Raw genomic sequence first — 25973 nt, 5'->3', positions numbered from 1 at the left:
CCGCATGGTTTCTTGCGTCGGCTCAAAGCCAAGTCTCAAGGGCTAGCTGAGCGGCGAGATGCGATTCAAAAACCGACATCAATGCCAGGACGGTTGCCTCACTGTCCGGCGTGGGATGGGCAATGGTGATTCTTTCGGGAGAGTTCGGTTGACAACGGACATGAGTTTTTCTGCTTAATTCAGAAATCTCTTCCTTGTTGTGGGTTCCATCCGCTTCTGGTTCTCCACTGGTGTGTTCAACACCGTTGCTCCCTGAACGCAATTCATGACTTTTCTTGCTCCGACCACCTGCCGTGTTCTTGCAGGGGCCGTCGCAAGCACTTGTGTCTTCATTCCATCGGTTGCAGGGCAGGCAGCAACCATTCCATTCCCTTCTCCTGAGACCTCAGCACGTTCTCTCTCCGTTCAATTACCCGAGGAAGCCCCGGCAATCGGGCTTCCTTATGTGATCACACCTGAGCGCCGTGCCCTTCTCAATACCATCCGTTTCGCTGAAGGAACCTGGAAGGGAGGTCTTGACCTTGGTTATCGCGTCATGTTCGGAGGAGGCCTGATGGCTTCCCTCGAACGTCACCCCAACCGCGTGATTTATTCCTCTCGTTATGCCAGTGCAGCTGCGGGTGCTTATCAATTCATGCCCTTCACCTGGGAGATGGTGCAACGCAGCATTGGCGTGCGTGGTTTTGGTCCTGAAGCCCAGGACCAGGGCGCGATTTATCTGATCCAACGCCGGAAGGCCCTTCCCTTGGCTGATACCGGCAACTTGACCCCCAAACTCGCTGCTCTGCTTGCTCCTGAGTGGGCCTCGTTCCCAACCCTTCGCGGCGTCAGTTACTACGGACAACCGGTGAAACGTTTTACCCGGTTGCATAGCTTTTACAACGTCAGCCTGGCTCAACTTCGTCGTGTGCGCGATCAGCGCCGAGAAGCTCTCTCTACAGATCAAGACGAGACTGCCAAGCCTTCAAGTCCTGTTTGCAGGCCTCCGACCATCCTCTGCGGCTTCTGATTTCCGCTGCTCACACACCTTCAGCCCCTTCAGGAACCATCGGATTCTTCCAGCTTCCGACCAACGGTCGCCTGTGCAATCAAATAGGCCAGCACGGCACCTCCAAGGAATCCCATGCCATTGCGAAGCACGGGCAGTAGGTCACTGGTTCGGGTCACCACCGGTGCGATGCCGAAGATGCCAAACAACATCACCCACAAGGGAGACAGCAGCAGCAGCCACGGCCAGGCGATCAGATCGCTTTTCTCTCTGGGGTAAGCAGCGAATCCGGCGATCAACCCACCCAGCACAGAGGTGGTGAGGGTCCAGAGCCACTGCTCAAGCGGTAGCCCCGGTACAACCTGGCAACCGCCACGATCCAGGCAAACCTCAACGGCATCTAGGGCTGCATAGATCGATCCGTCTTCACCGTTGTCACGCACATAGAACTGATTGCCGTATCGCGTCTGCAGTTCCACCCACCAGGTGCGTGGCATCAGAGCGAAAAAGGCATCACCCACATTGAAATTGAGCAGGTTGCCGCCGCGAGGATCTGCGATCAGCAAAACGCTGCGCTCATCAAGGCCCCAGAACTCCTTGACCGCCACTCCCGGAGTGCGCTCGTATTGAGTCAGCACACGCAGCTTCCATCCGGTGCGTTGCTCAAATGCTGTCAGGTTGGATTCGAGCTCTGTGCGCTGCCGATCGCTGAGGGCTCTTGCCAGATCGATGACGGGGGTGGGGTGATCCGGCAGCAATTCCGGATTGTCGCTGGCCCAGGCCGGACTGCCTGCGATGAGCAGAACAATCAGGGAGAGCATCGCCAGGACAGGGCGAAAGCCTCGGTGTGCTCCCATAGCTCCAGTGCAGTGATCGGCATTCTCTCGAATGGAAAGCCTCGGTGCGCCTTGTCCGGCCTGGATGGTCACGCGGTTTGAAGAGGCCGGCGGCACCATCTCCTTCCGTCGCTTCATGGAGTTGGCTCTGCATGATCCCGACCATGGCGCCTACGGAGCCGGAATCCTGCGCGTTGGGCCTGATGGCGATTTCGTGACCTCTCCATCCATGGGTCCAGATTTCGCGGCTCTCTTGGCGCTGCAACTGGTGCAATGGTTCGATCAACTGGCGGTTCTTCATCCAGAGGCTCCTCTTTGCCTTGTGGACATCGGTCCGGGAGAAGGAGATCTAGCCGCTGATCTCATCACTGAGTTGAATCGCTTGCAACCGGAGTGGCTTGATCGCCTTGAGTTGATTCTGGTGGAACTCAATCAAGGGATGGCTGCTCGCCAACGGAAGCGCCTCGATCAGGTCGACTCGCTGGCGGTGACCTGGCGCAGTCTTGAGCAATTGTCTTCGCAACCGCTCATCGGTGTCTTTCTGGCTCACGAATTACTCGATGCACTGCCCGTGGAACGACTTGTGAATCGAGAGGGAGAGCTGAATCAGTTGTTGGTCACTGCTGCCATGGGGTCTGATCAGACAGTGCGGCTTCAGTGGGCTGAGCAACCTTTGCCTGAGGCTCTGGAACAGCAACTGCAATGGGCAGAGCATCAGTGCGATTTGGTCCTGCCTCCGGCGGGCGCCCCAGAGGGTTGGACCACGGAATGGCATCACAGTGTTCCTGACTGGCTCCAGTCAGCGGCAGGTGCCTTAGGCCACGGAGTGCTGCTGATTGTTGACTACGCCCATGAGGCAGCTCGTTATTACAGCGCCCTGCGCAGCGCCGGTACCTTGCTTGCCTACCGCCATCAGAAGGTGTCGAACGATCTGCTCGGCCAGGCAGGTTTGACAGATCTGACAGCGCACCTTTGCATCGATACACTCATCGCCCAGGCGCGCCAGCGGGGCTGGCTCTGCCTGGGCCACTGCCGACAGGGGGAGGCACTGCTGTCACTCGGCCTGGCTGAACGCTTGCACAATCTGCAGAGATTGCCAACGGACCAGTTGGCTCTCGCTTTGCAGCGTCGGGAGGCATTGCTTCGTCTTGTGGATCCTGGTGCTCTTGGTGACTTTCGCTGGATTGCTCTGCAGCGTTGCCGAGATCTTTCGGACGATCCTCTGCCTTTGCAGGCGCGATTCCTGGAGCCTCCGTCGGAGATCAGCTGAGACAGTCCAGACAAGATCTGATTTCTTCGCTGCTGACATCAGAAGCGATATGGACAGAACCGATGGTGGAGGGAATCACGAATCTGACTCGACCGTCTTGAACCTTCTTATCTCCTTGAAGGGTGTCGAGAACGGCATCCTGTGCCAAGGCCGGCCAAATCGCGGGTAAGCCGCATTTCTGCACCAATCGGCGTTGTCGATCTGCATCGAGGCGACTCCAGTCGCCACGTAGAACCGCAAGCTCTCCAACGGCCACCATGCCGATGGCAACGGCTTCTCCATGCAGCCAGGTTCCGTATCCAGTGAGATTTTCGACCACATGCCCGAAGGTGTGACCGTAATTGAGGATTGCGCGGCGACCGCCCTCGCGTTCATCGGCCGCTACCACCTCGGCCTTGGCCTGGGTGGATCGTTCGAGAATGGTTTGCAGGTTTTGTTCGCCTAGACCGGAAGCATCACTGAGTGTCTCGATGTTTTCGAGAAGAGCAAACAGCTCGGGATCTCCGATCACTCCGTATTTGATCACTTCTGCCATCCCGGCACGGAATTCCCTGGCTGGCAGTGTGTTGAGTGTTAACGGATCAATGAGCACCAGTTTGGGTTGATGAAAAGCCCCGATCAGGTTTTTCCCCCCCGGGTGATTCACACCGGTTTTCCCTCCGATCGCTGCATCCACCATTGCGAGCAGCGTGGTTGGCACCTGCACAACCGCGATACCCCTTAACCAGGTTGCCGCTGCAAAGCCCGTCATGTCTCCGACGACCCCACCACCGAGGGCAACCATCAAGGAACCGCGTTCGAGCCGTAAGCGATGGGCTGCATCGTGAATCTTGCTCACCGTGTCCAGATGCTTCTGGTCTTCTCCGGCCTCGATGACCAGCAGTTCCGGTTCGTAGCCGCTGTCTCGCAGGCTCTTCAAGCAAGTCTCCCCATAGGGAGCGGCCACATCCGGGTTGCTGACAACGAGCACCTTGCGAGGTGCAGGGCGATCTGTGCGCAGAAGCTCCTCGCCCAGACTCTGAAGTGATCCACTCCCGATCACAACGTTGTATGGGTTCAACGCGAGTTTGACGGGGATGCGTTGCATCAGAGGGCAATCAGCGCCATGGGGCGCGGCTGAAGACCGCTCCACTCTGCCGTCTAGATCGGCCATCCCGCCTAACCTCCGCGAAGAATGCTGAGAGTGCATGGGCCGCAGGCTTGATCTAGGCAAATGGCGCCAGACAATCACGGCTTGGTCTTTTCTCGTACCTGCGCTGGTGTTGTTGGCCATTTCGGTGCTCGTGCCCGCTTTGATGGCCTTGGTGATGACCTTCACCCAAACAGGCCTTGATGTTTCCGAACCACTGCGTTTTGTCGGCTTCGCCAATCTGCACAGGTTGAGTTTGGATCCGATGTTTTATCGGGTGCTCATCACCACGTTGCTCTATTTGATTGGGATCGTTCCCCCCATCGTTTTGGGGTCACTCGCTCTGGCGGTTCTGGTCAACCGTCGTTTACCGGGCATGTATGTCCTCCGTGCAGGCTTCTACACACCAGTGCTCGTTTCGATTGTGGTGGCAGCCATCGCGTTCCGATGGCTCTACGCCGAAAACGGTCTGGTGAACGGCTGGATGGTGGCGTTGCTAGGAGACGCATTTGCGCCAATCGGGTTTCTCACTAACCCGCTTCTGGCACTCCCCTCGGTGATGCTCGTGACGTTGTGGAAGGGACTTGGGTATTACATGGTGATTTTTCTCGCAGGCTTGCAGGGCATCCCTCAGGAGCTCTATGAAGCTGCTGAGCTGGATGGCAGCGATGGCTGGCGTAAACATGTTGATATCACTCTTCCCCTTTTGCGCCCATATATCACTCTTGTTTCAGTGATTTCTGCGATCGCGGCCACCAAGGTTTTTGAGGAGGTGTTTCTCATGACCCAGGGTGGGCCAGCCGATTCGACCCGCACCCTTGTCTATTACGTCTATGACCAGGCGTTTTCGGAACTCGAGATCAGCTATGCCTGCACAGTTGGCTTGGCCTTATTCCTGCTGGTGATGGTCCTGACTCTGTTTCGTTTGGTTTTCGCCGGCGAGCGAGGATTGATCTGAACACCATCAGCCACAACTCCCTTTTCATGACCAGCGCAGCAGCTGACAACCGACTCTCCCGGATAGGCGTCGTTGGCGGTGGTCAGCTGGCACGGATGCTCGTTGATGCGTCTCGTCAGCGGAATGTGGAGGTGATCGTCCAGACCCCTTCTCTGGCTGATCCAGCTGCCCAGATTGCGGCGGACGTCATTGAGGCGGATCCTGTTGATGCTGACGCCACTCAGGCATTGCTGAAGCGATGTAGCAGCATCACCTTTGAGAATGAGTGGGTCAGCATTGAAGCCCTGACAGCTCTTGAGCGCAAAGGAGCTCGGTTTCGCCCCTCGCTGGCCAGTCTGAAACCCCTGGTGAACAAGCTTCACCAACGTCAACTGCTCGATCGGTTATCCATTCCAAGTCCTGACTGGGTTGAACTGATCTCTATCGATCCAGGTGCTCCGTCATTACCCAAGGGCTGGTCGTTCCCTGTAATGGCCAAGGCCGTGACCGGTGGTTACGACGGCAGGGGCACCAGGGTGTTGAAAACCATTGACTGCCTGGCTGAACTGTTGCGATCTGTCGATCCTGACGACTGGATTTTGGAAGCCTGGGTCGATTACGAGAGCGAACTGGCCCTGGTGGTCAGTCGCGATCAGTCCGGCCGGGTTCGGGCTCTGCCTTTGGCTAAGACGCACCAATCGAACCAGGTTTGTGATTGGGTGTTTGCGCCGGCCGATGTTGAGCAGCTCGTTGAGGCCACTGCATACAACATTGCTGCATCCCTTCTCACCACATTGGACTACGTGGGTGTGATGGCGATTGAGATGTTTTACGGATCTAAGGGGTTACTTGTAAATGAAATTGCTCCACGCACTCACAATTCGGGCCATTTCTCGATTGAGGCCTGTCACAGTAGTCAGTTTGATCAACAACTTTGCATTGCAGCTGGCCTCGACATTCCCGATCCTGTCCTCAAGGTGCCCGGGGCATTCATGGTCAATCTGTTGGGGTTGCCTGCCGATCAAGCGACTTCTCTGGATCAACGCCTTTCAGCCCTGCGTGCTGAACCTTCCCTCAATCTTCATTGGTATGACAAGCAAGGTGAAAGTCCTGGTCGAAAACTGGGTCATGTCACTGTTGTGCTCGATGGCGAGGACGCATCCAGTCGCTGGCGTCAGGCCATGGACGCCTTGCAACGGGTGCGCTCTATCTGGCCTTTGCCCTTAAATTGATGAGGGACTGCTGTGTTGGTGACGGCCTTTCTCTAGTGCTCTGATCTGACTCTCTATCGACTTGGGGCGACTGTCGTGACGGTGCCGTAAACCGGCCTCGTAGCCGGAAACGAATCCCCGCTTTGTTGCCCCTTCTGGTTCTTCCAGGTCGATCACTGGGGCTCGCACGGCACAGCGGTTCACCCTCTTCCTTCTTCATGGCGTGAAAGCCAACGTTGATCGGCGCAGCCCTTAAGCGGTCTTCTTCGCTCGATATCCCTCGAACAGACCACCTCAATGTGCAGTGATCGGACCTTGTTCGCATCGTCCGTACTCCTTCCCACTCGCTTCCGGTTAGCGCCCATGGAAGCATCCTCAAATCAGCCGAAACAGGAGTGCTGTCAGACAATGCGACTGAATGACGTCGCAGCAGCCCTGCTCATGCGGATGGCAATGTCATCGCCTGGATGGGATGGTTCGGGATCAGCTTGGTCTGGCTTTCAGCGCCAGTTGCCATCGCGATTCCGGCGTTGTTGGGGATTGAACTGGTCGATGGTGTTGCTTGCAGACCCCATCGCCGTCATGTCTCCGATCAGCTCAAGCAACCGTTTCAACTGGAGCTGGGCCCACTCTCGTGCAGTGTGAGGTCTTTGAACGTTCATTGCCGCTGTCACCTGAGCATTTGTCGAAGTCTGAGGCCAGCGCGGGGTCTGCTTCAGCCTCCTGCATCAGTGTGGCGTCGCTGGATCAGTGTCCGATGTTTTCTGCTTCTTTGCGATTGGCCTGTCGTTGCAACCAGCACGCTGCTGTGCTGATCAGCTCTTGGCGGATGAGCGCCCTTTGATCGAGGCCTCAGGTTGGCAAGAATCGATCCTGCGTTGCAGTTCTTCAGCAGCCAGGTTCGTGACGACAAACACCTCCTGCACCGTCGCTCCCCGACGGGCAACAAGTTTGTAGCCGCCCAGCATTGGGGTTGAGAGCCGAAGTCTTAAGCCTTGGGTTCTGCCCCGCACCCTGGCGATCACAGCCGGTGTGATGGTCTGGATCGCCTCATCAGCTGCCAGGGCTCTGAGCCAAGGAATCAAACCCTCCAGGTATGTGCTGTGTGTGATTACCAGCCGGCCCAAGGTTGAAGCAGGTCTTCAGAGTTGGCTGAAGCTAGCGACTTTGGCTACGACAAAGAGAGAGCCCTGCTGGTCGTGATGCTCAAGTCAGTGGATAGCCTGCGGCTTTTGGTCGGGGAGCCGTTGCTCAGGCGCCATGGGCCCAACGCCTGTGTGCTCACCACAGAGCTGCATGGCTTGGAGGTGCGTGGCCTCGCCTATAGCCCAGGCAGAGTTATGCGTTACGTGCTGAATAATGAGAGCAAGCGTTTGCAGACGTCGGTTCTGATGCGTCTGGCTCGCTCAAGACGGGAACCCGCAGCATGAGTTAGAAGTCTTGCGATGGGCTGGCGTTCTTCTCCCGCCGCTTGACCAGGCCGGTGAGCACGGCGAGACCGAACATCGCAAACAAGGCGACGAACAGCATCACGCTGGCTCCCTGGGTCACGCCAGCGCCCACAGCAACAATGATCGAGTCGCTAATCAAAACGCTGATCACCAAAGCGGGCGCAAAGACTCGCCAGTGTGTGCGACTGATGCCAATGGCGTAACTGAGAAAGTCGAACAGACCTGTCATCAGTAAGCCTGTCATCAGGAAGAAATTTCCCTCGAGTTGGTTTTTGCCAAAACCGTCGATGCGTTGCATCGCTTTTTGGCCTACAAGCTTGCTGACCGGTTCACGCCCCCACGTTCTGGCGATGGCGAATGCAGCTCCACAGCACACCAAATCAGCAAGGACGATCGTGATGTAACCGACCTTGAAACCAAGCAAAGATCCTGCCAGCAGGGAGTAGATCGAACTCGGTAGCGCTGGCAGGATGATGCTGATCCCACGCAGCAGAAACAGTCCTAACGGAGCCCAAAACCCCATCTTTTTGACGATCTCTTGCAACGGTTCAAGCCCGTAGCGCTGGAGAAAAAAGACAGCGATGACAAAGAGCGCGACCCACAGGGTGATCTTCAGTGCTCTCTTGAAAGCAGGCACGCCGTGGTTCCGTTCGTCCAAGGGACTGTACGGCGAGTGATTGCTCTCAGTTTTGGAGGGTCTGGCTTAGCAGCGCTCAATCGGCGCCATGGTCAAGCCCTCTGCACCGAGCTGTTGGTGGTAGAGCTCAGCTTGCTCGAGTGGGCCGCACCAGACCTCAGCTGAGCCCTCGTTATCGATTTTGTGAGCAAGTTTCCAGGCCCGATCTTTGCCCATTCCTGGAATGATCCGGCACAGGCAATCCACGACGTGCTCAAAGGTGTTCACGTCGTCATTGAGAACGATCACCCTGGCCTGGGGATAGCCCTGCGTGGTGCGCGAACGTTCCAGCAGGGTGGCGGAGCCGGCAGTGGAGCCTGTCATGAGAATCAACAGTACTGGCGGATTGAGGCAGGAGGCTAGTTAAAATCCTCGCACTCGCATCACGCCTTCCATGCTGTTCACCTTTGCCTGGGCATCCCTGGCCGCCATGTTCAGCTTCTCAATCGCCATGGTGGTGTGGGGTCGCAATGGTGATGGCACCCTGAACTTCTGAGGTGTTGTCTGAAGCGCTGCAGTCGCCAGTCCTGAGTCAAGGGCTGGCTATCACCGCAGCAACACTGCTGGTTTTTGTCAGTGTTGCTGTGATTTACCTCTCCATAATTGAATGGCGGGATCGTGGCCGTCGGCGCAAAGGAAAAGGATCTGGCAAGGCCTGATCGGTTCTGTTGCCCGATCTCCTTGGTCGGTAGGTGGCCTTGGGCTTCTCCTATCGGTTTCCCTCCTTGGTGTGTGTTGCACCACAGCTGCGGTTGGCACAGCTCGACGCGCTGGCCTGCTGAGGTTGTCCTCAGCCGCGGCACTGCTGCAGAGCTTTCAAGGCGATCCAACCCAGGCTCCACCACAGCTTTGGTACCAAAGGCTTGGTGTGAAGCCTGCTTTATCCCTCTGGAAGCGACTTGGACGAGGGATCTGGTGGCAAGCCTGGACTGCAGATGGTCAGAACTACCTGGCACTACCTGCTCACCTGCTCACATCGAGCGAACGTTCCAGGCTCTTCGCACGAGATCTTGATGGGTTAATCCTCATCAGTGCAGATGCGCTCAATCAACAGCATCTCGAGCAATGGCTGGGCCAAGAAGGCACGGCTCCGGCTGTTGTGTCCCCTCTTCAAGACGCCTGCATCCGCCGTCTTGACCGTTCCGCTTCGGTGCAATGGCGGCCTGAGGGTCTGGCTCGGCTCAGTGGGGCACTCTCTCCGTTGTTGCAGCAGGCCCGTCACGGCTGTCTCGCTCTGCGCATGCGCGGTCGTCAACTCCAGTGGCATGGCTGGGTTGGTCCCCGTGATTTTGCTGCTGCGCCTCCGTCCCTTGCTGTGCGGGATACCTTTTCGGACCCTGAGCTTGCGTTGTCGTCGGTCATTACTGAATCCGGCTCCAATTCGCTCAAACCGTTACTGCAGATCCAGGGGCGGAACATCGGTTTGCTGATGTCGGCCTTGATTTCGCGCCAGATCATTCGTCAACCCCTGGAACAGCTTTATGGATTGGGGCGTCGACAACGCACGCAACTGTTGCAGTCACCATTCCAGTTAGTGCTTCTCCCGCAGACGCCTGCGTTTTTTCAAGCCGGCGTTCAATTGCAGTTGAAGCCGGAAGCTGAACAACAGTCCTTTCAAGCGTCACTTGATGTCATCAGTGGACGACTGCGTGATCAGGGCCTTCAGTCAATGGCTGCGACGGCTGTTCTGTGGACGGATCCCCTGACGCAAAAAGGGACTGTGGCTGGAGGTTGGCAATGGCTTCAGCTCCCCTCGAATCAGGCCTTGCTCAGCATCGGTCTTGGTATGGCACCGGCTCAACAACCGTTTCCACCGTTGCTTCCGGAAAAGACACCAGGCCTGAGATTGATCCTTTTGGCTGATCCCGCTCAGATCGTTCGGCACAAGCTGCTGAGCGGCAGCTGGCCGAGGGTGTTGAGGCAATCCTCAACATTGCAGCTTTCGTTGCATACCCTTGGCACTGCTGGCGAACCTGAGTGGTTTGAGCTGCGAGGTCAGCTTTCGCTGCCTGTTGCAGGAGCCTCCTGAGATTGTGTGGTGTCGTCTTGTCGTTCGCGCTTGCGTCGTTCGGCAGCAAGGGTCTCTTCCATCAGTTCAACGGCCTGAGCCATCCTCTCCAGATTGCGGTTGTAGATACCCAGGTCCTTTTCAACTCGGTCCTTCGTCATCCCAAGCGGTTCACTCAGTTCGTGAGCCAGCTTGGCTAGTTCGGCAGGGTCCGAGCTTTGCTCTCCCTGAGCTTTTGCTAGCAGGGTGAGCAGACCGACTGCCATCAATCGCGAATAGTGAAAATTCGGCTGATTGGCCTGATCCAATGCCTTAGCCATCGCTTCTGGCGCTCCAGCACCTTTCTCGCGGACCCAGCCTTGAACGTCCTCGACTGAATGGCCTTCCACAGCCGATTCACTATCTTCAGCGAGTTTGATCAGCTCCTCTCCATCGAAGCCGTTGCAGCTGCAAAGCGCCATGAACAGGGGCTTCCGATGCTGATCAGGGCGATAACCCTGAGTGAAGGCGTTGAACACCTGCTTCAGCCCCACAGCGAACAGGGCATCAGCTGTGAAAAATTTCTGATGGCTGAGCAAGTGCAGCTCGACCAGCAACTCATCGGCTGTCCGCCGATACAGCGAGGGAATCACATGAGGGAACGCGCTGTGAAACGCCCTTTTGCTGTCAGCAATGGTCAGATGCTCACCCAAGTGCTTGCACCAAAACAAATTGGATAAGACCCTAGCGCCGCTGAAGCCGCCGTTAGGATTACGGCAACCACCAGCAGAGCAACATGATCCCGATCGTGATCGAAGAATCAGGCCGGGGTGAGAGGGCCTTCGATATCTATTCCCGATTGCTTCGAGAGCGGATTGTTTTTTTGGGAGAGCCAGTCACCAGTGACTCTGCCAATCGCATCGTTGCTCAGCTTCTTTTTCTGGAAGCAGAGGATCCTGAAAAGGATATCTACCTCTATATCAATTCTCCTGGTGGATCGGTTTATGACGGATTAGGCATATTCGATACCATTCAGCACATCAAGCCTGACGTTCATACAGTCTGTGTTGGCCTCGCCGCCAGCATGGGTGCGTTTTTGCTCTGTGCTGGCACTAAGGGGAAAAGAAGCAGCCTGCGTCACTCCCGAATCATGATTCACCAGCCACTTGGTGGCGCAAGCGGTCAGGCTAGTGATATCCGTATCCAAGCGGATGAAATTCTATTCCTTAAAGACAAGCTCAATAGAGAGTTGTCTGATCGCACCTCTCAACCTCTTGACAAGATTCAGTTGGATACTGATCGCGATTTCTTTATGTCACCTCAAGAGGCTGTTGACTACGGTCTGATCGACTCCGTGATTGATCGGCGTCCTGTTCACTCGGTCTAGTTGTTGACTCTGGCTAGAACTCAGACTGAGGTTGCAGTTCTTCAACTGATTTGGATAAAAAAAACCCCGCGTTTGCGGGGATTTTTATGTACTCGGTCATGTTTTTTTAGGCCGAAAGGGGAAATCCCTTAGTTGTCGAGAATGGGGACTGTGCGCTCTTTGTCTGGAATTGTGGTGAACTCTGAAACCAAGGCTCGGAATTCATCACCATCCATGGTTTCGATCTCGATCAATCGCTCGACGAGTTGATCCATTGCTTCCCGATGCTCAGCCACTAGTTCCACGGTTTGGTCATAGCAGCGCTTAACCATTGCACGAACCTGCTCATCAATCTGTTTGGAAATTGCATCAGAGACGTCACTACGAGTCATCAAATCTCGGCCGAGAAACACCTCTTGGTTGCCTCCCTCTAGCGCAACAGGTCCCAGATCTGACATGCCAAACCGTGTGACCATCTGCCTGGCCATCGATGCAACCTGTTGAATGTCTCCACCAGCACCTGTGGTGACTTCCTCGTAGCCGAAGACGACATCCTCCGCTGCGCGACCTCCGAGCGCTCCCATAATGCGGGCCTTCAATTGAGCGCGAGATACAAGCATCTGCTCTTCATCCGGCGAGAACCAAGTCAGCCCTTGCGCCTGCCCTCTCGGAATCAGCGTGACCTTTTGGACAGGGTCATGGGCTTTGACCAATGTTCCAACCAGGGCATGCCCCACTTCGTGATAAGCGATCAACCTCTTGCTGCGGCCATCGGTGAGGGGCTGCCCCTCCATTCCTGCAATGATCCGATCAACGGCATCATCGATTTCACTGAGACCGATGCACTCTTTGCGGCGGCGTGCAGTGAGAATCGCTGCCTCATTGAGAAGGTTGGCAAGATCAGCCCCGGTGAAGCCAGGCGTGCGACGGGCAATGCTCTCAAGCGAGAGTTCAGCATCGATCTTTTTGTTGCGGGCATGCACTTCGAGAATCGAAAGTCTGCCTTTGATGTCTGGTGCGTCGACGCTCACCTGGCGATCAAACCGGCCTGGACGCATCAAGGCTGAATCCAGGACATCGGGGCGGTTGGTCGCCGCCAAAATGATGATGCCGCTATTGCCCTCGAAGCCATCCATCTCAGTGAGAAGCTGGTTCAGGGTCTGCTCTCGTTCGTCGTTCCCGCCGCCGATACCAGCACCGCGTTGGCGCCCGACAGCATCAATCTCGTCGATGAAAATCAAGCAGGGGCTGTTTTCCTTTGCGCGTTTGAAAAGGTCGCGAACGCGACTGGCGCCCACACCCACAAACATCTCAACAAATTCAGAACCAGAGAGCGAGAAAAAGGGAACTCCTGCTTCGCCAGCAATGGCCTTGGCGAGCAGTGTTTTGCCGGTTCCAGGGGGGCCAACAAGCAAAACGCCTTTAGGGATTTGGGCTCCAACTGACGTGAATCGTTCCGGTTGCTTGAGGAAAGTGACGACTTCCTGCAGGTCTTGCTTGGCCTCTGCAACGCCAGCGACATCATCAAATTTGACTCCGGTCTCTGCCTCCATGGCAAAACGGGCCTTGGTCTTGCCGAACTGCATGGCCTGACCTGGCCCTCCCGGCATCCCCCCATTCGAACGACGAGCAAGGAAGATGAGCGAACCGATCAGAAGCAGAGGGAAGAGCAGGTTCCCTAGCAAGCCCAAGGCCGGCGGGGCTGTGCGGGGAGGGTGAATATCAAAGCTGATTCCCTCCTCTTTCAACGTATTGATCAGCTCTGGTGCAAGGCCAGGCAGATCAACGCGGAGACGCTGTACACGGTTGTCGATTTCAGGGTCAACAGTTTCGACAACGGCATTACGGCCCCCGTCATAGATATCCACCGCTGTGATTCGTCCCGCTTCCACGGCATCGAGAAAACGCCCATAACCCATGCGACCAACGGCGGCATTTCGAGGGGCCTCTGTCGTTTGATTGGGGTTAAGAGCCTGGAGCCCACCGCTACCGATTAGCTGCCAACCCAGAAGCAACGCAACGCCGATGGGGAGAATCCAGAGAGCGATCTGACGCCAGCGTTGATTCATGGAAGATACGAAAGTGAGTCGACTTTAAGAGTTGCGAATGCATAAATGCCGGCTTTACGGCCAGATCCGTCAGCCGGATGGCTTCAGAGGCTGCGCAGGGCAACGATGGGGTCAAGACGAGCAGCCCGACGGGCCGGAATTACCCCGAAGAACAGCCCGATTGATCCGGACAGGGTCACAGTCACCAAGACAACCGATGCTCCGATAGTTGCTGGCAGTGGTGTTAGAGCCGCCACCACCGCAACGGTGCCGAGTCCGGTGGCTGTGCCAATCACACCACCCAGTGTTGCCAGCACAAGCGATTCGACCAGGAACTGGCTGAGCACATCGGAACTGCGTGCTCCAAGAGCCTTGCGAAGGCCAATCTCCTCGGTGCGTTCACTGACTGAGACGAGCATGATATTCATGATTCCAATGCCTCCGACCAGTAACGACACACCGCCGATCGCAGCCAGCATCAACGTGAGCCCCCCAGTGATGGTGCTGACAATCGTGAGCGCATCCTTCTGCGACCGCACAGCGAAATCATCATCACGAAGAATGCGATGGCGCTGGCGTAGAAGATTGGTGATCTGAAACTTCGCCGCTCCTGTGCTGGCCTCATCCAGAGCTTCGACGCTGATGAAGCTGAGGCTCACGCCGTAGGTCGGGTCCCTGCCGGTTAAACGACTCACCATGGTTGAGAGAGGGATATAGGCGTTTTCGTCTTGGTTGTTCCCGAAAACCGCCCCTTTGGGTGCCATCACTCCGATCACGCTGAAGCTCTGGTCCTTGATGCGAAGGCTCTGACCAATCGCTTGTCCTGTCGGGAACAGTTTGTCGCGCAGATCCGGGCCAATCACGACGACACTGCGGGCGCTGCGTAAATCTTGTTGGCTGATGAAGCGACCTCGAGCAACTTCGAAGCTGCGTACGGGTAAGAAGGCAGGAGTGACTCCAGAAATCGAGCTGCTGGAACTACGTGATCCGGCTTGCACAACTGCGGTGGTGGAGATCTGAGGTGCCACACGCTTCACACTGGGCACCTGCTCTGCAATTGCCTCAGAGTCTTCAAGCACCAGGGTTTTAGGAAAGGCGACCCCCCGGCGTCGGGCGTCATTGTTGCCAGGCACAACAAAGAGCACATTGGCTCCAAGATTGCTCAGCTGTTCTTCAGCCAGATTCTGCGCACCACGGCCGACACCCACCAGGGTGATCACCGATGCATTGCCAATCACGATCCCGAGCATCGTCAGCAAGCTGCGCAGTCGATTGGCTCTCAGGGTGTTGAGGGCCATGCCAACGGTTTCGTTCAGTGGCAGCTTGCGTGCCATAGGCAAACAATCAGATCGCTGTGTTGCTGCTGGTGCCGCGGTGGACGAGACCGTCCTTCACCTGGATGGTGACGACTTCGCCCTGAAGCAAGTCTCGAGTTGCATTGGAGACTCCCGTGATGACCGGGATCCCAAGCCGCTTGGCAATCACCGCTGCATGCGATGTCTCGGCAGGCTCTTCAGTGACGATTGCAGAGGCCTCACGGATCGCATCAAGATCATCTGCGTCGGTGTCACGCACCACAAGAATTTCGCCCTTTTCAATCTTGCAGGTATCCCCTGGGCACTGGGCAAGGCGAACCTTGCCACTCACTGTTCCGGTACCGATTCCTTGCCCGCGTCCAAGCACAGCACTGACGATGCCTACTTTGACCAGGTCGGTTGAACCCGACACTTCTGGGAGTGTGCCTGCGGTCTGAACAACAAGATCTCCCTCCTTCAGCCAGCCCAGATCTTGGGCGATGCCCATGGCCGTACTGAACGTGCCAGTGGTGCTCTTCTGTTGATGAATCAATAACGGGGTGACTCCCCACACCAGCTGCAGCTTGCGTGCCACGCCGATCTCACTGGTGATGGCCAGGATCGGAGCAGCTGGGCGAAATTTGCTCACGTTGTGTGCTGTCGAGCCGCTTTTGGTGAGTGGAAGGATCGCCGCTGCATTCAGTTGGCTGGCAATTGTGCTGACTGCGCTGCTGATGGCATTGGGAATTGTGCTGGGCAGATGACTATCGATGCTGCGCTGCGGGTAGTCCTTCTCGATGCGACGGGCAATGGTGGCCATGGTTTCCACTGCCTCGACTGGGAAATCGCCCACAGCGGTCTCATTGGAGAGCATCACTGCGTCAGTACCGTCGAGAATGGCGTTGGCCACGTCGCTGACCTCGGCACGGGTTGGACGAGGACTCGCTGCCATCGAGTCGAGCATCTGGGTGGCGGTAATGATCGGAATGCCAAGGCTGTTGGCTTTCTGAATCAGATCTTTCTGCAACAGGGGAACTTCTTCTGCAGGCATTTCGACACCAAGGTCACCCCGAGCCACCATCACGCCATCACAGAGAGGAAGGATGGCATCGATCTGATCAATCGCTTCGAACTTCTCGATCTTTGCGACCACTGGGGTGGTGTGCCCGTGCTTGCGAATCAGTTCGCGAATCTCCTGCATGTCTGAGGGATTACGCACAAAACTGAGTGCAACCCAGTCAACCCCTTGCTGCAATCCGAAGGCCAGGTCAGTGCGGTCTTTGTCGGTCAATGCCCGAACAGACAACTGCACATCGGGGAAATTGACCCCTTTGTTATTGGAGAGGACACCACCAACGGTGACTGTGCAGTGCAAGGTCTGCTCGGATTGTTCCACCGTGTCGACCTTCATCTCCACCCTGCCGTCATCGAGCAGGATGCGGCTACCTGCGGTGACCTCGTCGGCAAGTTTGTCGTAAGTGACCGTGGCAATGCTCTGATTGCAGCTCACCGATCGGGATGTGAGGGTAAATGGATCTCCATTGGCCAGAGTGATCGGCCCATCGGCGAAGCGACCCAGGCGAATCTTTGGCCCCTGGAGATCCTGAAGGATCCCAATGTGCTGACCCAGTTCTGATGCCACCTGACGGATCGTGGCAATACGGGTGGCGTGTTCGCTGTGGTCGCCGTGGGAGAAGTTGAGGCGGAACGTAGTCGCACCAGCCTCAATGAGCTGCCTCAGACGTTCAGGGCTTTCTGTGGCAGGACCGATGGTGGCCACGATCTTGGTTCTACGGGAAAGATCGATGTGAGCCATCCACCGGGCCGGAAACACAGCGGAATCTACCCTCCAGACAGTTCGGGCCAATGATGGTCTTGGATGTCAACGAATCAGGACAGCGCTTGATGGAGCTCAATCGTTATCAGAACGAGGCTCGTAAAACGGCCCGATATCCAGACGTGGGCTCCAATCCGATTTACCCCACGCTTGGACTCGCTGGAGAAGCCGGTGAGGTGGCTGACAAGGTCAAGAAGGTGCTGAGGGACAACGGTGGTGCTTTTGATCTTGAAGTGCGCAACGCGATCAAGCTTGAGTTGGGTGACGTGCTTTGGTACGTGGCCCAGCTGTCGAGTGAATTGGGTTTAAGCCTTGAGGAGGTCGCCGAGGCAAACCTCGGGAAGTTGGCGAGCAGAGCGCAGCGAGGCAAGCTCTCAGGCAGTGGAGACAGTCGCTGATCGCTCTCTTCTGCCTTTCTCAATCAGCTGTAGAACGATGGGCTGTTCAGCAGTGCCATCTGGGCATTGCCGAGGGCCCACTGAAAAACGTTCAGAGCAATGAAGGCCAGGATCGCTGAGAGATCGAGGCCGCCAAGGGGAGGGATGATCCCCCGGAAGGCATTCAAATAAGGATCGGTGATCGAGCTGAGCGTGCTGATCAGTGGATTGCTCTGGTCCACATTCGGGAACCAGCTGAGGAGCACTCTGATCACAAGCACATAAAAGTAGATCTCCAGTGCGCTGGAGATCACACCAAGGAGATTGACGAGATATCCGATCACTTCGGCCGACATGGTGTTCTGCGCAGAAGTCTCAACTTTATGCAGCCTGCGTTGATTCGGCTTGAAGTGAAGGCGCTTCAACCTCTTCAGGCCCTGTGGTTGGCAGCACAGAGAAGGTGCGATGGAACTTATCCGTGAGGTTGATCCAGTAGGACCGCCCTTCACTTTGCCGTTTGCGTTCGATGAAGTTCTGAGCGAGAAGCTCCTTGATGTGGTCATAGGCACCAGAACCACGCAAGTCGACAAGGTCTGATTGGAGGATCCGCTTCTTCAGGGCAATGGTGGCGAGCGTTCGCAGTGCTGCTGTGGAGAGATTGACGGGTAGGAGATCCCGCACCAGTTCCCCAAGGCCAGCCCGGAGTTGAAGGCTGTAAGTGCCGCTGCCCACCACGATGTCTAACGCTGTGTCCCGCTGGGCATAACTCGCTTCCAAGGCCAACATGGCCTGTTCAACCTGTTGTTCAGATGTGTCCGCCAAACGTGCCAGTTCGTTCAGGCTGACTGGGGTGCCTTTGAGGTAAAGAATCGCCTCGAGCCGTGCAGGCAATGAGATTTGCAGCGGCTCTGCCATCACGCTTTGGCGATCAACGCTTCAAACTATCGCCTGTTCTGACATCAGCCAGGTGTTGACTGCCCAAGGAAGAGACGGTAAGCGGGGTTGCCAGTTTCCTCCCAGCTCGGATACCCAACATCCCTGAGGAAGTTGTTCCAGTCGTCGAGTTCCGACTGTTTCACCAACACCCCAACCACGATCCGTCCGACATCAGCTCCGTGATTGCGGTAGTGGAAAATGCTGATGGTCCATTCCGGCCGAAGCGCGGTGACAAACGTCATCAGGGCTCCCGGACGCTCAGGGAATTCAAACCGATACAGCAGTTCAAGACAGCCATCATCCTGTTTGCATTGGGCCGAGGCGGGTAGTCGTCCCCCCACCATGTGACGTAGATGCACCTTGGCCAATTCATCATCACTGAGGTCTTGGCAGCTGAATCCTTGGTTCTGCAGTAATTGGATTAAGGCTCGTCGGTCTTCATGGTTCTGCACTTGAACTCCCATGAAGATCTGAGCCTGAGGTCCGTCACTCATGCGGTAACTGAATTCGGTGAGGCTGCGGCGATCGAGGCACTCGCACAGCGCTCTAAGGCTCCCGGCTCTCTCCGGTATCTGCACGGCGAGCATCGCTTCTCGCTCTTCACCGAGCTCCGCCCGCTCGGCCACGAAACGCAACCGATCGAAGTTCATGTTGGCACCGCAGGCGACTGCCACCAGAACCTGATTCTTCAAACCACGGCGCGCTACATCGGCTTTGAGGCCAGCGATGGCTAAGGCACCTGCTGGTTCAAGGATCGAACGGGTGTCTTCAAAAACATCCTTAATCGCGGCACAGATCTCATCGGTTCCCACCGTCACCATCGCGTCGACATAGCGTTGTGCGAGGGCGAAGGTGTTTTCTCCGACCTGGCGAACGGCCACGCCATCGGCGAACAGGCCCACCTGTGGAAGACGGATCCGCTCACCGGCCTCGAGGGAAAGGGTCATGGCGGCAGCGTCATGGGGTTCAACGCCAATTACCTGCACATCCGGCCAAAGGCTCTTCACGTAAGCGGCGATACCTCCGATGAGGCCACCACCACCGACAGCCACATAAATCGCGTGGGGAGGCTGGGGGATTTGGCGCAGAATTTCCATCCCAATCGTGCCTTGACCCGCAATCACCTCGGGATCATCAAAAGGATGAATGAAACAGAGACCCTCGTCTTCGCTTCGTCGTTTGGCTTCCGCGTAGGCCTCGTCGTAGGTCTCGCCATGCAGCACGACCTCTGCGCCTCGGTTGCGCACGGCCTCCACCTTCACCACTGGAGTGGTGATCGGCATCACAATCAGCGCCTTGCACTGGAGCTGCTGGGCGCTCAGTGCCACGCCCTGGGCATGGTTCCCGGCACTGGAGGCGATCACGCCCCGCTCGAGCTCTTCAGCACTGAGCTGGGCCATGCGGTTGTATGCGCCACGCAACTTGAACGAGAAGACGGGTTGGAGGTCTTCGCGCTTGAACCAGATGTCGTTATTGAGTCGGCGGCTCAGGCTGATCGCTTGCTCTAGCGGCGTCTCCCGGGCCACGTCATAGACACGTGCTCGAAGAATGCGAGGCAGGTAGTGATCCATCAGAGCAGTCTGGCTCGCCGCTGCTGCCGGGGGCCCCGTAGATTGCCTAGAACGGTCGGTGGAAGGGCATGCATCTCAGCGAGTTGACCCATCCGAATCAGCTGCACGGTTTGTCTGGGCTGGAGCTGGAGGAGATTGCCGCGCAGATCCGCGAACGTCATCTCGAGGTCGTGTCCAACAGTGGTGGACATCTGGGGCCGGGTCTGGGGGTGGTGGAACTCACTCTCGCGCTCTATCAGACCCTTGATCTCGATCACGACAAGGTTGTCTGGGATGTAGGGCACCAGGCCTATCCACACAAATTGATCACCGGTCGCTATGGCGATTTTCATACCTTGCGTCAGCAAGGCGGTGTGGCTGGTTACCTCAAACGTTGTGAAAGTCATTTCGACCATTTCGGGGCAGGACACGCCAGTACTTCCATCTCCGCAGCGCTGGGGATGGCCATCGCCAGAGACCGTCGTGGTGAGTCCTACAAATGCGTCGCTGTGATTGGCGATGGCGCACTGACTGGAGGCATGGCCCTCGAGGCGATTAACCATGCTGGACACCTGCCGAACACACCACTTCTGGTGGTTCTCAACGACAACGACATGTCGATTTCCCCTCCTGTTGGGGCCCTGTCGACCTATCTCAATCGCATGCGGCTGAGTCCCCCCATGCAGTTTCTCTCAGGCAGTGTGGAAGAGAGCATGAAGCATCTCCCCTTCATGGGCGGAGAGCTCCCTCCCGAACTGAACCGACTCAAGGAGAGCATGCGCCGTCTTGCTGTGCCGAAGGTTGGTGCTGTGTTTGAGGAGCTGGGCTTCACCTATATGGGTCCGATTGATGGCCATGACATCTCGGAAATGACCCGCACCTTCCAGGCCGCGCATCGCGTTGGAGGCCCGGTGATGGTGCATGTGGTGACCACCAAGGGCAAGGGATATCCCTATGCGGAAGCTGACCAAGTCGGTTACCACGCCCAGTCGGCATTCGACTTGGACACTGGCAAAGCTCGTCCGAGTAAGACCCCAAAACCGCCTAGCTACAGCAAGGTGTTTGGCCAAACTCTCGTCAAGCTCTGCGAACAGGATTCAACCGTGATCGGCATCACTGCCGCCATGGCCACGGGAACGGGTCTTGACATCCTGCAGAAGGCGATCCCTGCTCAATACGTCGATGTTGGGATCGCCGAGCAGCATGCAGTCACCCTTGCTGGTGGCATGGCCTGTCAGGGTCTCAAACCAGTCGTTGCGATCTACAGCACGTTCTTGCAGCGAGCGTTCGACCAGCTGATTCATGACATCGGCATTCAAAAACTACCGGTCACCTTTGTGCTCGATCGTGCTGGCATTGTTGGAGCTGATGGCCCAACCCACCAGGGCCAGTACGACATCAGTTATTTCCGCGCCATTCCGAATTTCACGGTGATGGCTCCTCGTGATGAGGCCGAATTACAGCGGATGCTCGTCACCTGCCTACAGCATGACGGCCCTGCGGCTTTGCGCATCCCCCGTGGTCCCGGAGAAGGAGTGCCGCTGATGGAGGAAGGCTGGGAACCCCTGCCGATCGGTTGTGGAGAAACGCTCTGCAGTGGCGATGATTTGCTCATCGTTGCCTATGGCTCCATGGTCAGCCGTGCCTTGGCCACAGCTGATTTACTTCGAGCCAGTGGCATCGAAGCCACGGTGGTTAATGCACGCTTCCTGCGGCCTCTGGATGAAGCACTGATTCATCCGTTAGCCCGTCGCATCGGCAAGGTTGTGACGATGGAGGAAGGGGCCTTGTCTGGAGGTTTTGGTGCTGCCCTGCTCGAATCCTTGAGCGATCACGATTTGATGCTGCCTGTTCTCCGTTTGGGCATCCCTGATCAATTGGTGGATCATGCCACTCCCCAACAGAGTTTTGAAGCGCTTGGTCTTACCCCGGAGCAAATGAAGGAACGGATTTGCAATCGGTTTGAATGGGAAGCAAGCAAAACCGGCACCACTCCTGAGACCCCGTCACTTCTTAAGCGCTGACGGGAAAGCTCAGATACAAAAAAAAAGACCAGCCCTAAGGGCTGATCTTTTCTCATGGGTTTAAGAGGGGCAAAAAGCCCCAAGGTTGCATCTCAGAGAATGCCGCGGGCAGCCAGACCTTGGATTGCACCGATTCCGATGATGTGACCCAGGCTGGTGGTGCCGAGCATGGCTGCATGGCCAAATCCACCGAAGTATTTGGAGCCAGGAAGACCTGCGCCCTCAGAGGGGTGCTTGATAGTCGCCTTGCCGACGCCAATAGCGATGACGTTGCACAGAATCATCACCAGGGCAACCTTCGGCGACCAGGAGAAGGAGGCGGGAGCGATGGCTAGAAGCGGGGAGAACATGCAAACCCTGAAGAGACACCGTATTTTCCGCTTTCAGGCAGCACTCTTCGCAGTCTCGTAAGAGTTATTCACCCGCGCCTTGTGAGCCGTGTTGGTTGAGACGCTGCATCAAGCCGGCAACGATCAGCGCATTGCTCAGGGTCAGGAAGGCCTCCGCTCCGCCGTGAAGAGGATCGACTGCCACGAGTTCTGCATCGAAATAACGCAGAGCAATGATTGCTGCCGCAATCGTGACGGCAACAAACAGGAGGGTCAGACGAAAACCGAGTTGGGTGAAGCGATGCACGCTCTTGCATTGACCGAGCCAATGCAGAAACAGCAGATAGGGCAGCAGTGAGCCTGCGAAGAACAGGCTTGGGTCAACCGCTGAGAGCTGTGTGATCCAGTTGATCATGCTGCGTGGTCCCCCTCGTTCGCATGACCCGCAGGGGAATCCATCCGTTCCCTGCGCAGCAGATTCCACGCCGCCAGTGCCAGGCAAGCATTGCCAAGAGCTGTGCAGCCAGCCTGAAGCACCACTAGTCCGCGCAATTGTTCGCTGTTGTCGAAAAAATGCCAGGTACATGCAGCCATGGCACTCACCAGGGCTGGAGTCATTGCCAAGGCAAGCCAAAGCAGGGCCGGTTTGCCCTCCCGTTGTGCCTGACGCTGCAGCAAGGCAATCGCAGCAATCCATTCAAGAACGGAGGCCACATGGATCCACCATGTGCCAAGAGACAAGGCGTGCATCGAAGCCTGTGGTTGATGCGAGCCTAGAACTTGTTAGCGGTCGATAATGCTTAGGTCAGGTCAGGCTGAATGGCAGTGACGCGTAGGACCCAGAGCCCTCAGGTGCTGTTATGCGGCTATTACGGCGAGCACAACCTTGGTGATGATGCACTGCTTGCTGTCTTGCTCGATCAGATCCCTTCCCCATGGATGTCTCGGGTCACAGCCCACGACAGCGAGGCGGTTCAAGGGCTGCATCAAGGCAACGGGGTTCGTGCTGTGCAGAGGAGATCGCTGAAGGCCACGGCTCAGGCTCTGATCCATTCCGATGCCTTGGTGCTTGGAGGAGGAAGTCTTCTTCAGGACAGCACCAGTTTCAAGAGCCTGATCTATTACATCTGCTTACTGGCATTGGCCAGGCTTAGGAGCATTCCCGTCATTCTCTGGGGTCAGGGGCTTGGCCCCCTGAATCGTTGGACCAGTCGCCTTTTGGTCCGACTGATCCTGCCGGGGGTCAGAGCCATCGGTTGGCGTGACCCCGCTTCAAAGCGGCTTGCTGACCAATGGCATATCTCTGTGCCAACCCTTGTTGCTGCTGACCCTGTCTGGAGTTTTCCTGGCGTGGTTTGGGATGGTCAGCACTGCGTCGACGCAGAGCGAAGCGGCATCGTTCTCTGCTGGCGGCCAACGCGTCAGCTCAATCTTCATGAGTGGGCCCGTCTGATTGAGGTGGTGAATCAACTTGCAGAAGGCCAAAGCCTGCCTGTCACATGGCTTGCGTTCCACAAGCATCAAGATCATCCCCTGCCAGGTTGGCTCGAAACGCAGGGTTTGATGCCAGAAACTCTTGCCCGTCGTTCGCGCTTTCAGCTAGCTGAATCGCTGGATCAGGTCTTAACGCTGTTCTCGCGCTCTCAACTCGTCCTGCCGATGCGTTTACACGCATTGATTTTGTCTCAGTTGGCAGGGGCCCCCTGTGCTGCTCTCAGTTATGACCCCAAGGTCGCTGAGGCAGCTGCCATGGCCAAGCTCGATTGCGTCGATTTAGATCATCTCCCTTCGTTTGACGATTTGATGAGACGTTGGACAGATCAATTGATGCATCCGGTCGATGCCCACACGATCGATTGCATCAAAGAGGATGCTGGCCGTCATGGCGCAATGTTGCATCGGGAGCTCTCACGAATCATGAGCAGCCACTAGGCCGTAAGTCTCTTACCGCTTCTGGCGTTGAAGCGATGCTCCTGTTCCGGTGCCCAACTCACCTGGATCGATTCCGGAACAGTCTGTTCCGATCCCACAAGCATTCGCAGTGGCCCCAGACGGGAGTCCAGCTGCCAGATTTGGCTGGCTCCGAGCCATTCTCTGTGCAGCAGCTCGCAGGCAATTCCCCCAGCCTGAAGCTTCAGAGCTTCAGGTCGAATGGCCTTGATGACACCCTGCTCAGGTGGCAAAACATTGATTTGGGGCCGACCGATAAATTCGGCTACGTACAACGAAGCGGGATGCTTGTACAACTCGATGGGGTTCGCAACCTGCTCAATTTGGCCATCCTTCAAGACAGCAATGCGATCAGCGATTGCCATCGCCTCATGCTGATCGTGGGTGACATAAATGACAGGTTTTTGATCTCGTAGCACCAGTCTGCGTAGTTCTGGTCTGAGCTCTTCTCTTAATTGTGCATCGAGATTGCTCATCGGTTCATCAAGCAGATACACCAGTGGGTCCCGAAGTAGAGCTCTTGCCAGGGCAACTCTTTGGCGCTGTCCGCCAGAGAGTTGGGCTGGTTTCTGACTGGCCCGCTCCTCAAGTTGCACCAGTTGCAGAACCTGGCGAACGCGTTGTTGGCGCTCTGATGGGGCGACTCCGCGTACTTTCAGACCCAGTTCGAGATTGGCAGCCACACTGAGGTGAGGGAAGAGGGCGTAGCTTTGAAACACCATGCCCACTTTGCGATCAACCGCTGCGGTGGAGGTGACATCAGTGCCGTCGATAGTGATGGATCCCTCGTCGGCTTGATCTAAGCCAGCGATGATTCGAAGCGTCGTACTTTTCCCGCAGCCGCTAGCCCCCACAAGTGCCAGACATTCACCATTTTGAATCTCTAGATCCAAGTGGCGAAGAATCCACCGATCGTCAATTCGACGTCCAAGATTATTGAGCTTAAGACTCATCCCTTCACCGCTCCACTCGTGAGACCGGAGACAATCGATTTCTGGAAGATTAGGACCAATGCAATCAATGGAATTGAACCGAGAACCGTGGCAGCTGCGTAGGCACCATAGGGAACTGAATAGATAGAAGATCCAGCGATGCGAGCCATGGCGACCGGAAGGGTCAGCAGGCTGGAATCGCTAAGCCAAGTCAATGCAATCGGATATTCATTCCAGGCGAATAAAAATACGAGAATGGCGGTGCTAGCAGTGGCTGGAGCGATCAGAGGAATCAGGACCCAACGCAATCGAGACCATAGGCCTAATCCTTCCAGACGTGCTGCATCTTCTAAATCGATCGGAAGGTCTCGGAATGCGGCTGAGAGCAGCAGAATTGCCAAGGGTTGAGACAACGCTGCATATGGGATTGTGAGGGCAAGAAGGTGATTGCCCAGATGTAGGCTTCGAGCCACTTCCAGCAGGGCAAGAAACAGCAACACATAGGGGAACAGGGCTGCAACGATGAGCATGGTTTGCGCCACATTCGTGATCGTGCCCCTGGACCGTGTAATCGCATAGGCAGCGGGTGTTGCGATGCAAAGAGTGAGAATAGTGCTGCCTGTTCCTACAATCAGGCTGTTGATGAGATACCTCCAGAAAGGCGGATTGCCAGTGAGGACATCTTTATAATGGTTCAGAGTCCAGCGGTGATCAATGTTGGCGAAGGGGGTGATCAGAGCTTCGTTGGTGCTGAAAGAGGTATAAAGCTGCCAAAGCAAAGGGCCGAGTGACCAGCTGAGCAACAACACAATCAGCAATCGCCGTACCGGGAGTGTCTTCACCG

Annotated in this window: 28 protein-coding genes and 1 other RNA gene; 12 read left to right on the top strand and 17 right to left on the bottom strand. The window is 56.4% G+C overall.

Going from position 1 to position 25973, the window contains the following annotated elements:
- The first annotated feature begins 265 nt into the window (after positions 1-265).
- Positions 266-1009: an endolysin gene (locus tag SIB72_RS11235; RefSeq protein ID WP_413743913.1), complete on the top strand. Its 744-nt coding sequence runs from the start codon at positions 266-268 to the stop codon at positions 1007-1009.
- A 29-nt stretch (positions 1010-1038) separates the two neighbouring features.
- Here SIB72_RS11235 and SIB72_RS11230 read toward each other — a convergent pair whose 3' ends face one another.
- Positions 1039-1845, bottom strand: coding sequence for a TPM domain-containing protein (locus tag SIB72_RS11230; protein WP_115121533.1), 807 nt, complete (start codon positions 1843-1845; stop codon positions 1039-1041).
- A 31-nt stretch (positions 1846-1876) separates the two neighbouring features.
- On the opposite strand from SIB72_RS11230, the gene SIB72_RS11225 reads away from it, so the two are divergent.
- On the top strand, positions 1877-3094 hold the full coding sequence (locus SIB72_RS11225) for a class I SAM-dependent methyltransferase (RefSeq protein WP_413743912.1): 1218 nt from the start codon (positions 1877-1879) through the stop codon (positions 3092-3094).
- Here the strand turns inward: SIB72_RS11225 and aroB are convergent.
- Positions 3087-4181, bottom strand: a complete 1095-nt coding sequence (aroB, locus tag SIB72_RS11220; RefSeq protein WP_413745114.1) for a 3-dehydroquinate synthase — start codon at positions 4179-4181, stop codon at positions 3087-3089. The genes SIB72_RS11225 and aroB overlap by 8 nt on opposite strands.
- Positions 4182-4281: 100 nt before the next feature.
- On the opposite strand from aroB, the gene SIB72_RS11215 reads away from it, so the two are divergent.
- The 3 genes from SIB72_RS11215 to ssrS all read left to right on the top strand — a co-directional run bounded on the left by SIB72_RS11215 (position 4282) and on the right by ssrS (position 6577).
- Positions 4282-5181 (top strand): carbohydrate ABC transporter permease, encoded by a 900-nt coding sequence (locus SIB72_RS11215; RefSeq protein ID WP_115121535.1) that lies wholly within the window; start codon positions 4282-4284, stop codon positions 5179-5181.
- A 26-nt stretch (positions 5182-5207) separates the two neighbouring features.
- Complete coding sequence (locus tag SIB72_RS11210; protein WP_413743911.1) at positions 5208-6392, top strand: 5-(carboxyamino)imidazole ribonucleotide synthase; 1185 nt, start codon at positions 5208-5210, stop codon at positions 6390-6392.
- Position 6393: 1 nt separating this feature from the next.
- Positions 6394-6577: non-coding RNA, 6S RNA (ssrS, locus tag SIB72_RS11205), on the top strand.
- 609 nt (positions 6578-7186) lie between these two features.
- Here the strand turns inward: ssrS and SIB72_RS11200 are convergent.
- Entirely contained in the window at positions 7187-7498 is a 312-nt protein-coding gene (locus SIB72_RS11200; RefSeq protein WP_413743910.1) for a DUF2103 domain-containing protein, read from the bottom strand.
- A gap of 21 nt (positions 7499-7519) precedes the next feature.
- Between SIB72_RS11200 and SIB72_RS11195 the strand changes: the two genes are divergently transcribed.
- A complete protein-coding gene (locus SIB72_RS11195; RefSeq protein WP_371411099.1) occupies positions 7520-7801 on the top strand; it encodes a hypothetical protein in 282 nt (93 codons plus the stop codon).
- 1 nt (position 7802) lies between these two features.
- Here the strand turns inward: SIB72_RS11195 and SIB72_RS11190 are convergent, their stop codons facing one another.
- The gene (locus SIB72_RS11190) at positions 7803-8459 is read right to left on the bottom strand and encodes a TVP38/TMEM64 family protein (RefSeq protein WP_170955646.1); all 657 of its coding nucleotides are present in this window, start codon (positions 8457-8459) and stop codon (positions 7803-7805) included.
- Positions 8460-8525: 66 nt separating this feature from the next.
- Positions 8526-8822 carry an ATP-dependent Clp protease adapter ClpS gene (gene clpS / locus SIB72_RS11185; protein WP_115121547.1) on the bottom strand — a complete coding sequence of 99 codons (297 nt, stop codon included), beginning with the start codon at positions 8820-8822 and terminating at the stop codon, positions 8526-8528.
- 70 nt (positions 8823-8892) lie between these two features.
- On the opposite strand from clpS, the gene petN reads away from it, so the two are divergent.
- Positions 8893-8994, top strand: coding sequence for a cytochrome b6-f complex subunit PetN (gene petN, locus SIB72_RS11180; RefSeq protein WP_007097877.1), 102 nt, complete (start codon positions 8893-8895; stop codon positions 8992-8994).
- Between the two features lie 288 nt (positions 8995-9282).
- Positions 9283-10527, top strand: a complete 1245-nt coding sequence (locus SIB72_RS11175) for a hypothetical protein (RefSeq protein ID WP_413743909.1) — start codon at positions 9283-9285, stop codon at positions 10525-10527.
- On the opposite strand, the gene psb29 is transcribed toward SIB72_RS11175, so the two are convergent.
- Positions 10494-11198, bottom strand: coding sequence for a photosystem II biogenesis protein Psp29 (gene psb29, locus SIB72_RS11170; protein ID WP_413743908.1), 705 nt, complete (start codon positions 11196-11198; stop codon positions 10494-10496). The two genes, SIB72_RS11175 and psb29, sit on opposite strands and share 34 nt — an antisense overlap.
- Positions 11199-11281: 83 nt before the next feature.
- On the opposite strand from psb29, the gene clpP reads away from it, so the two are divergent.
- A complete protein-coding gene (clpP, locus tag SIB72_RS11165) occupies positions 11282-11872 on the top strand; it encodes an ATP-dependent Clp endopeptidase proteolytic subunit ClpP (RefSeq protein ID WP_115014987.1) in 591 nt (196 codons plus the stop codon).
- Positions 11873-12000: 128 nt separating this feature from the next.
- Here the strand turns inward: clpP and ftsH are convergent, their stop codons facing one another.
- From ftsH to pyk, 3 genes are all read right to left on the bottom strand, one after another.
- Positions 12001-13920 carry an ATP-dependent zinc metalloprotease FtsH gene (ftsH, locus tag SIB72_RS11160; RefSeq protein ID WP_413743907.1) on the bottom strand — a complete coding sequence of 640 codons (1920 nt, stop codon included), beginning with the start codon at positions 13918-13920 and terminating at the stop codon, positions 12001-12003.
- Between the two features lie 83 nt (positions 13921-14003).
- Positions 14004-15233: an ABC transporter permease gene (locus SIB72_RS11155; protein ID WP_115121550.1), complete on the bottom strand. Its 1230-nt coding sequence runs from the start codon at positions 15231-15233 to the stop codon at positions 14004-14006.
- A gap of 10 nt (positions 15234-15243) precedes the next feature.
- On the bottom strand, positions 15244-17010 hold the full coding sequence (pyk, locus tag SIB72_RS11150) for a pyruvate kinase (RefSeq protein WP_115121551.1): 1767 nt from the start codon (positions 17008-17010) through the stop codon (positions 15244-15246).
- An 89-nt stretch (positions 17011-17099) separates the two neighbouring features.
- Between pyk and SIB72_RS11145 the strand changes: the two genes are divergently transcribed.
- Complete coding sequence (locus SIB72_RS11145) at positions 17100-17429, top strand: nucleoside triphosphate pyrophosphohydrolase family protein (protein ID WP_115121774.1); 330 nt, start codon at positions 17100-17102, stop codon at positions 17427-17429.
- Positions 17430-17452: 23 nt separating this feature from the next.
- Here the strand turns inward: SIB72_RS11145 and SIB72_RS11140 are convergent, their stop codons facing one another.
- From SIB72_RS11140 to ilvA, 3 genes are read right to left on the bottom strand one after another with little or no spacing between them, the layout of a single operon-like run.
- A complete protein-coding gene (locus SIB72_RS11140; protein ID WP_115121552.1) occupies positions 17453-17764 on the bottom strand; it encodes a YggT family protein in 312 nt (103 codons plus the stop codon).
- 25 nt (positions 17765-17789) lie between these two features.
- On the bottom strand, positions 17790-18323 hold the full coding sequence (scpB, locus tag SIB72_RS11135; protein WP_115121553.1) for an SMC-Scp complex subunit ScpB: 534 nt from the start codon (positions 18321-18323) through the stop codon (positions 17790-17792).
- A gap of 44 nt (positions 18324-18367) precedes the next feature.
- Complete coding sequence (gene ilvA / locus SIB72_RS11130) at positions 18368-19915, bottom strand: threonine ammonia-lyase, biosynthetic (protein ID WP_115121554.1); 1548 nt, start codon at positions 19913-19915, stop codon at positions 18368-18370.
- A 68-nt stretch (positions 19916-19983) separates the two neighbouring features.
- On the opposite strand from ilvA, the gene dxs reads away from it, so the two are divergent.
- Entirely contained in the window at positions 19984-21918 is a 1935-nt protein-coding gene (gene dxs / locus SIB72_RS11125; RefSeq protein WP_413743906.1) for a 1-deoxy-D-xylulose-5-phosphate synthase, read from the top strand.
- Between the two features lie 92 nt (positions 21919-22010).
- Here dxs and psaK read toward each other — a convergent pair whose 3' ends face one another.
- The 3 genes from psaK to SIB72_RS11110 form a co-directional block, all read right to left on the bottom strand.
- A complete protein-coding gene (psaK, locus tag SIB72_RS11120) occupies positions 22011-22268 on the bottom strand; it encodes a photosystem I reaction center subunit PsaK (RefSeq protein WP_115015005.1) in 258 nt (85 codons plus the stop codon).
- A 64-nt stretch (positions 22269-22332) separates the two neighbouring features.
- Positions 22333-22662 (bottom strand): DUF3593 domain-containing protein, encoded by a 330-nt coding sequence (locus SIB72_RS11115; RefSeq protein ID WP_413743905.1) that lies wholly within the window; start codon positions 22660-22662, stop codon positions 22333-22335.
- Entirely contained in the window at positions 22659-22997 is a 339-nt protein-coding gene (locus SIB72_RS11110; protein ID WP_115121557.1) for a DUF2499 domain-containing protein, read from the bottom strand. The genes SIB72_RS11115 and SIB72_RS11110 overlap by 4 nt, the downstream gene beginning before the upstream one ends.
- A gap of 69 nt (positions 22998-23066) precedes the next feature.
- On the opposite strand from SIB72_RS11110, the gene csaB reads away from it, so the two are divergent.
- Complete coding sequence (gene csaB / locus SIB72_RS11105) at positions 23067-24179, top strand: polysaccharide pyruvyl transferase CsaB (protein WP_413743904.1); 1113 nt, start codon at positions 23067-23069, stop codon at positions 24177-24179.
- Here the strand turns inward: csaB and SIB72_RS11100 are convergent.
- Together SIB72_RS11100 and SIB72_RS11095 are read right to left on the bottom strand one after the other, a co-directional pair.
- Positions 24176-25150 carry an ABC transporter ATP-binding protein gene (locus tag SIB72_RS11100; RefSeq protein ID WP_413743903.1) on the bottom strand — a complete coding sequence of 325 codons (975 nt, stop codon included), beginning with the start codon at positions 25148-25150 and terminating at the stop codon, positions 24176-24178. The two genes, csaB and SIB72_RS11100, sit on opposite strands and share 4 nt — an antisense overlap.
- Positions 25147-25971, bottom strand: a complete 825-nt coding sequence (locus SIB72_RS11095; protein ID WP_115121560.1) for a carbohydrate ABC transporter permease — start codon at positions 25969-25971, stop codon at positions 25147-25149. Before SIB72_RS11095 ends, SIB72_RS11100 begins: the two co-directional genes overlap by 4 nt.
- Between the last annotated feature and the right edge of the window lie 2 nt (positions 25972-25973).

This window comes from Synechococcus sp. MIT S9451 (assembly GCF_047304725.1).
Lineage (GTDB): Bacteria > Cyanobacteriota > Cyanobacteriia > PCC-6307 > Cyanobiaceae > Synechococcus_C.
This window is presented reverse-complemented; position numbering and strand designations above follow the sequence as displayed.

Bases quoted from the DNA above. Each gene is read 5' to 3' on its own strand.
- psaK (WP_115015005.1), bottom strand. From the start codon at position 22,268: ATGTTCTCCCCGCTTCTAGCCATCGCTCCCGCCTCCTTCTCCTGGTCG.
- SIB72_RS11230 (WP_115121533.1), bottom strand. From the start codon at position 1,845: ATGGGAGCACACCGAGGCTTTCGCCCTGTCCTGGCGATGCTCTCCCTG.
- SIB72_RS11140 (WP_115121552.1), bottom strand. From the start codon at position 17,764: ATGTCGGCCGAAGTGATCGGATATCTCGTCAATCTCCTTGGTGTGATC.
- csaB (WP_413743904.1), top strand. From the start codon at position 23,067: ATGGCAGTGACGCGTAGGACCCAGAGCCCTCAGGTGCTGTTATGCGGC.
- SIB72_RS11225 (WP_413743912.1), top strand. From the start codon at position 1,877: ATGGAAAGCCTCGGTGCGCCTTGTCCGGCCTGGATGGTCACGCGGTTT.
- SIB72_RS11145 (WP_115121774.1), top strand. From the start codon at position 17,100: ATGGAGCTCAATCGTTATCAGAACGAGGCTCGTAAAACGGCCCGATAT.
- petN (WP_007097877.1), top strand. From the start codon at position 8,893: ATGCTGTTCACCTTTGCCTGGGCATCCCTGGCCGCCATGTTCAGCTTC.
- ftsH (WP_413743907.1), bottom strand. From the start codon at position 13,920: ATGAATCAACGCTGGCGTCAGATCGCTCTCTGGATTCTCCCCATCGGC.
- scpB (WP_115121553.1), bottom strand. From the start codon at position 18,323: ATGGCAGAGCCGCTGCAAATCTCATTGCCTGCACGGCTCGAGGCGATT.
- ilvA (WP_115121554.1), bottom strand. From the start codon at position 19,915: ATGGATCACTACCTGCCTCGCATTCTTCGAGCACGTGTCTATGACGTG.
- SIB72_RS11115 (WP_413743905.1), bottom strand. From the start codon at position 22,662: ATGATCAACTGGATCACACAGCTCTCAGCGGTTGACCCAAGCCTGTTC.
- SIB72_RS11235 (WP_413743913.1), top strand. From the start codon at position 266: ATGACTTTTCTTGCTCCGACCACCTGCCGTGTTCTTGCAGGGGCCGTC.
- SIB72_RS11215 (WP_115121535.1), top strand. From the start codon at position 4,282: ATGGGCCGCAGGCTTGATCTAGGCAAATGGCGCCAGACAATCACGGCT.
- dxs (WP_413743906.1), top strand. From the start codon at position 19,984: ATGCATCTCAGCGAGTTGACCCATCCGAATCAGCTGCACGGTTTGTCT.
- SIB72_RS11155 (WP_115121550.1), bottom strand. From the start codon at position 15,233: ATGGCACGCAAGCTGCCACTGAACGAAACCGTTGGCATGGCCCTCAAC.
- pyk (WP_115121551.1), bottom strand. From the start codon at position 17,010: ATGGCTCACATCGATCTTTCCCGTAGAACCAAGATCGTGGCCACCATC.
- SIB72_RS11210 (WP_413743911.1), top strand. From the start codon at position 5,208: ATGACCAGCGCAGCAGCTGACAACCGACTCTCCCGGATAGGCGTCGTT.
- clpS (WP_115121547.1), bottom strand. From the start codon at position 8,822: ATGACAGGCTCCACTGCCGGCTCCGCCACCCTGCTGGAACGTTCGCGC.
- clpP (WP_115014987.1), top strand. From the start codon at position 11,282: ATGATCCCGATCGTGATCGAAGAATCAGGCCGGGGTGAGAGGGCCTTC.
- aroB (WP_413745114.1), bottom strand. From the start codon at position 4,181: ATGCAACGCATCCCCGTCAAACTCGCGTTGAACCCATACAACGTTGTG.
- SIB72_RS11110 (WP_115121557.1), bottom strand. From the start codon at position 22,997: ATGCACGCCTTGTCTCTTGGCACATGGTGGATCCATGTGGCCTCCGTT.
- SIB72_RS11100 (WP_413743903.1), bottom strand. From the start codon at position 25,150: ATGAGTCTTAAGCTCAATAATCTTGGACGTCGAATTGACGATCGGTGG.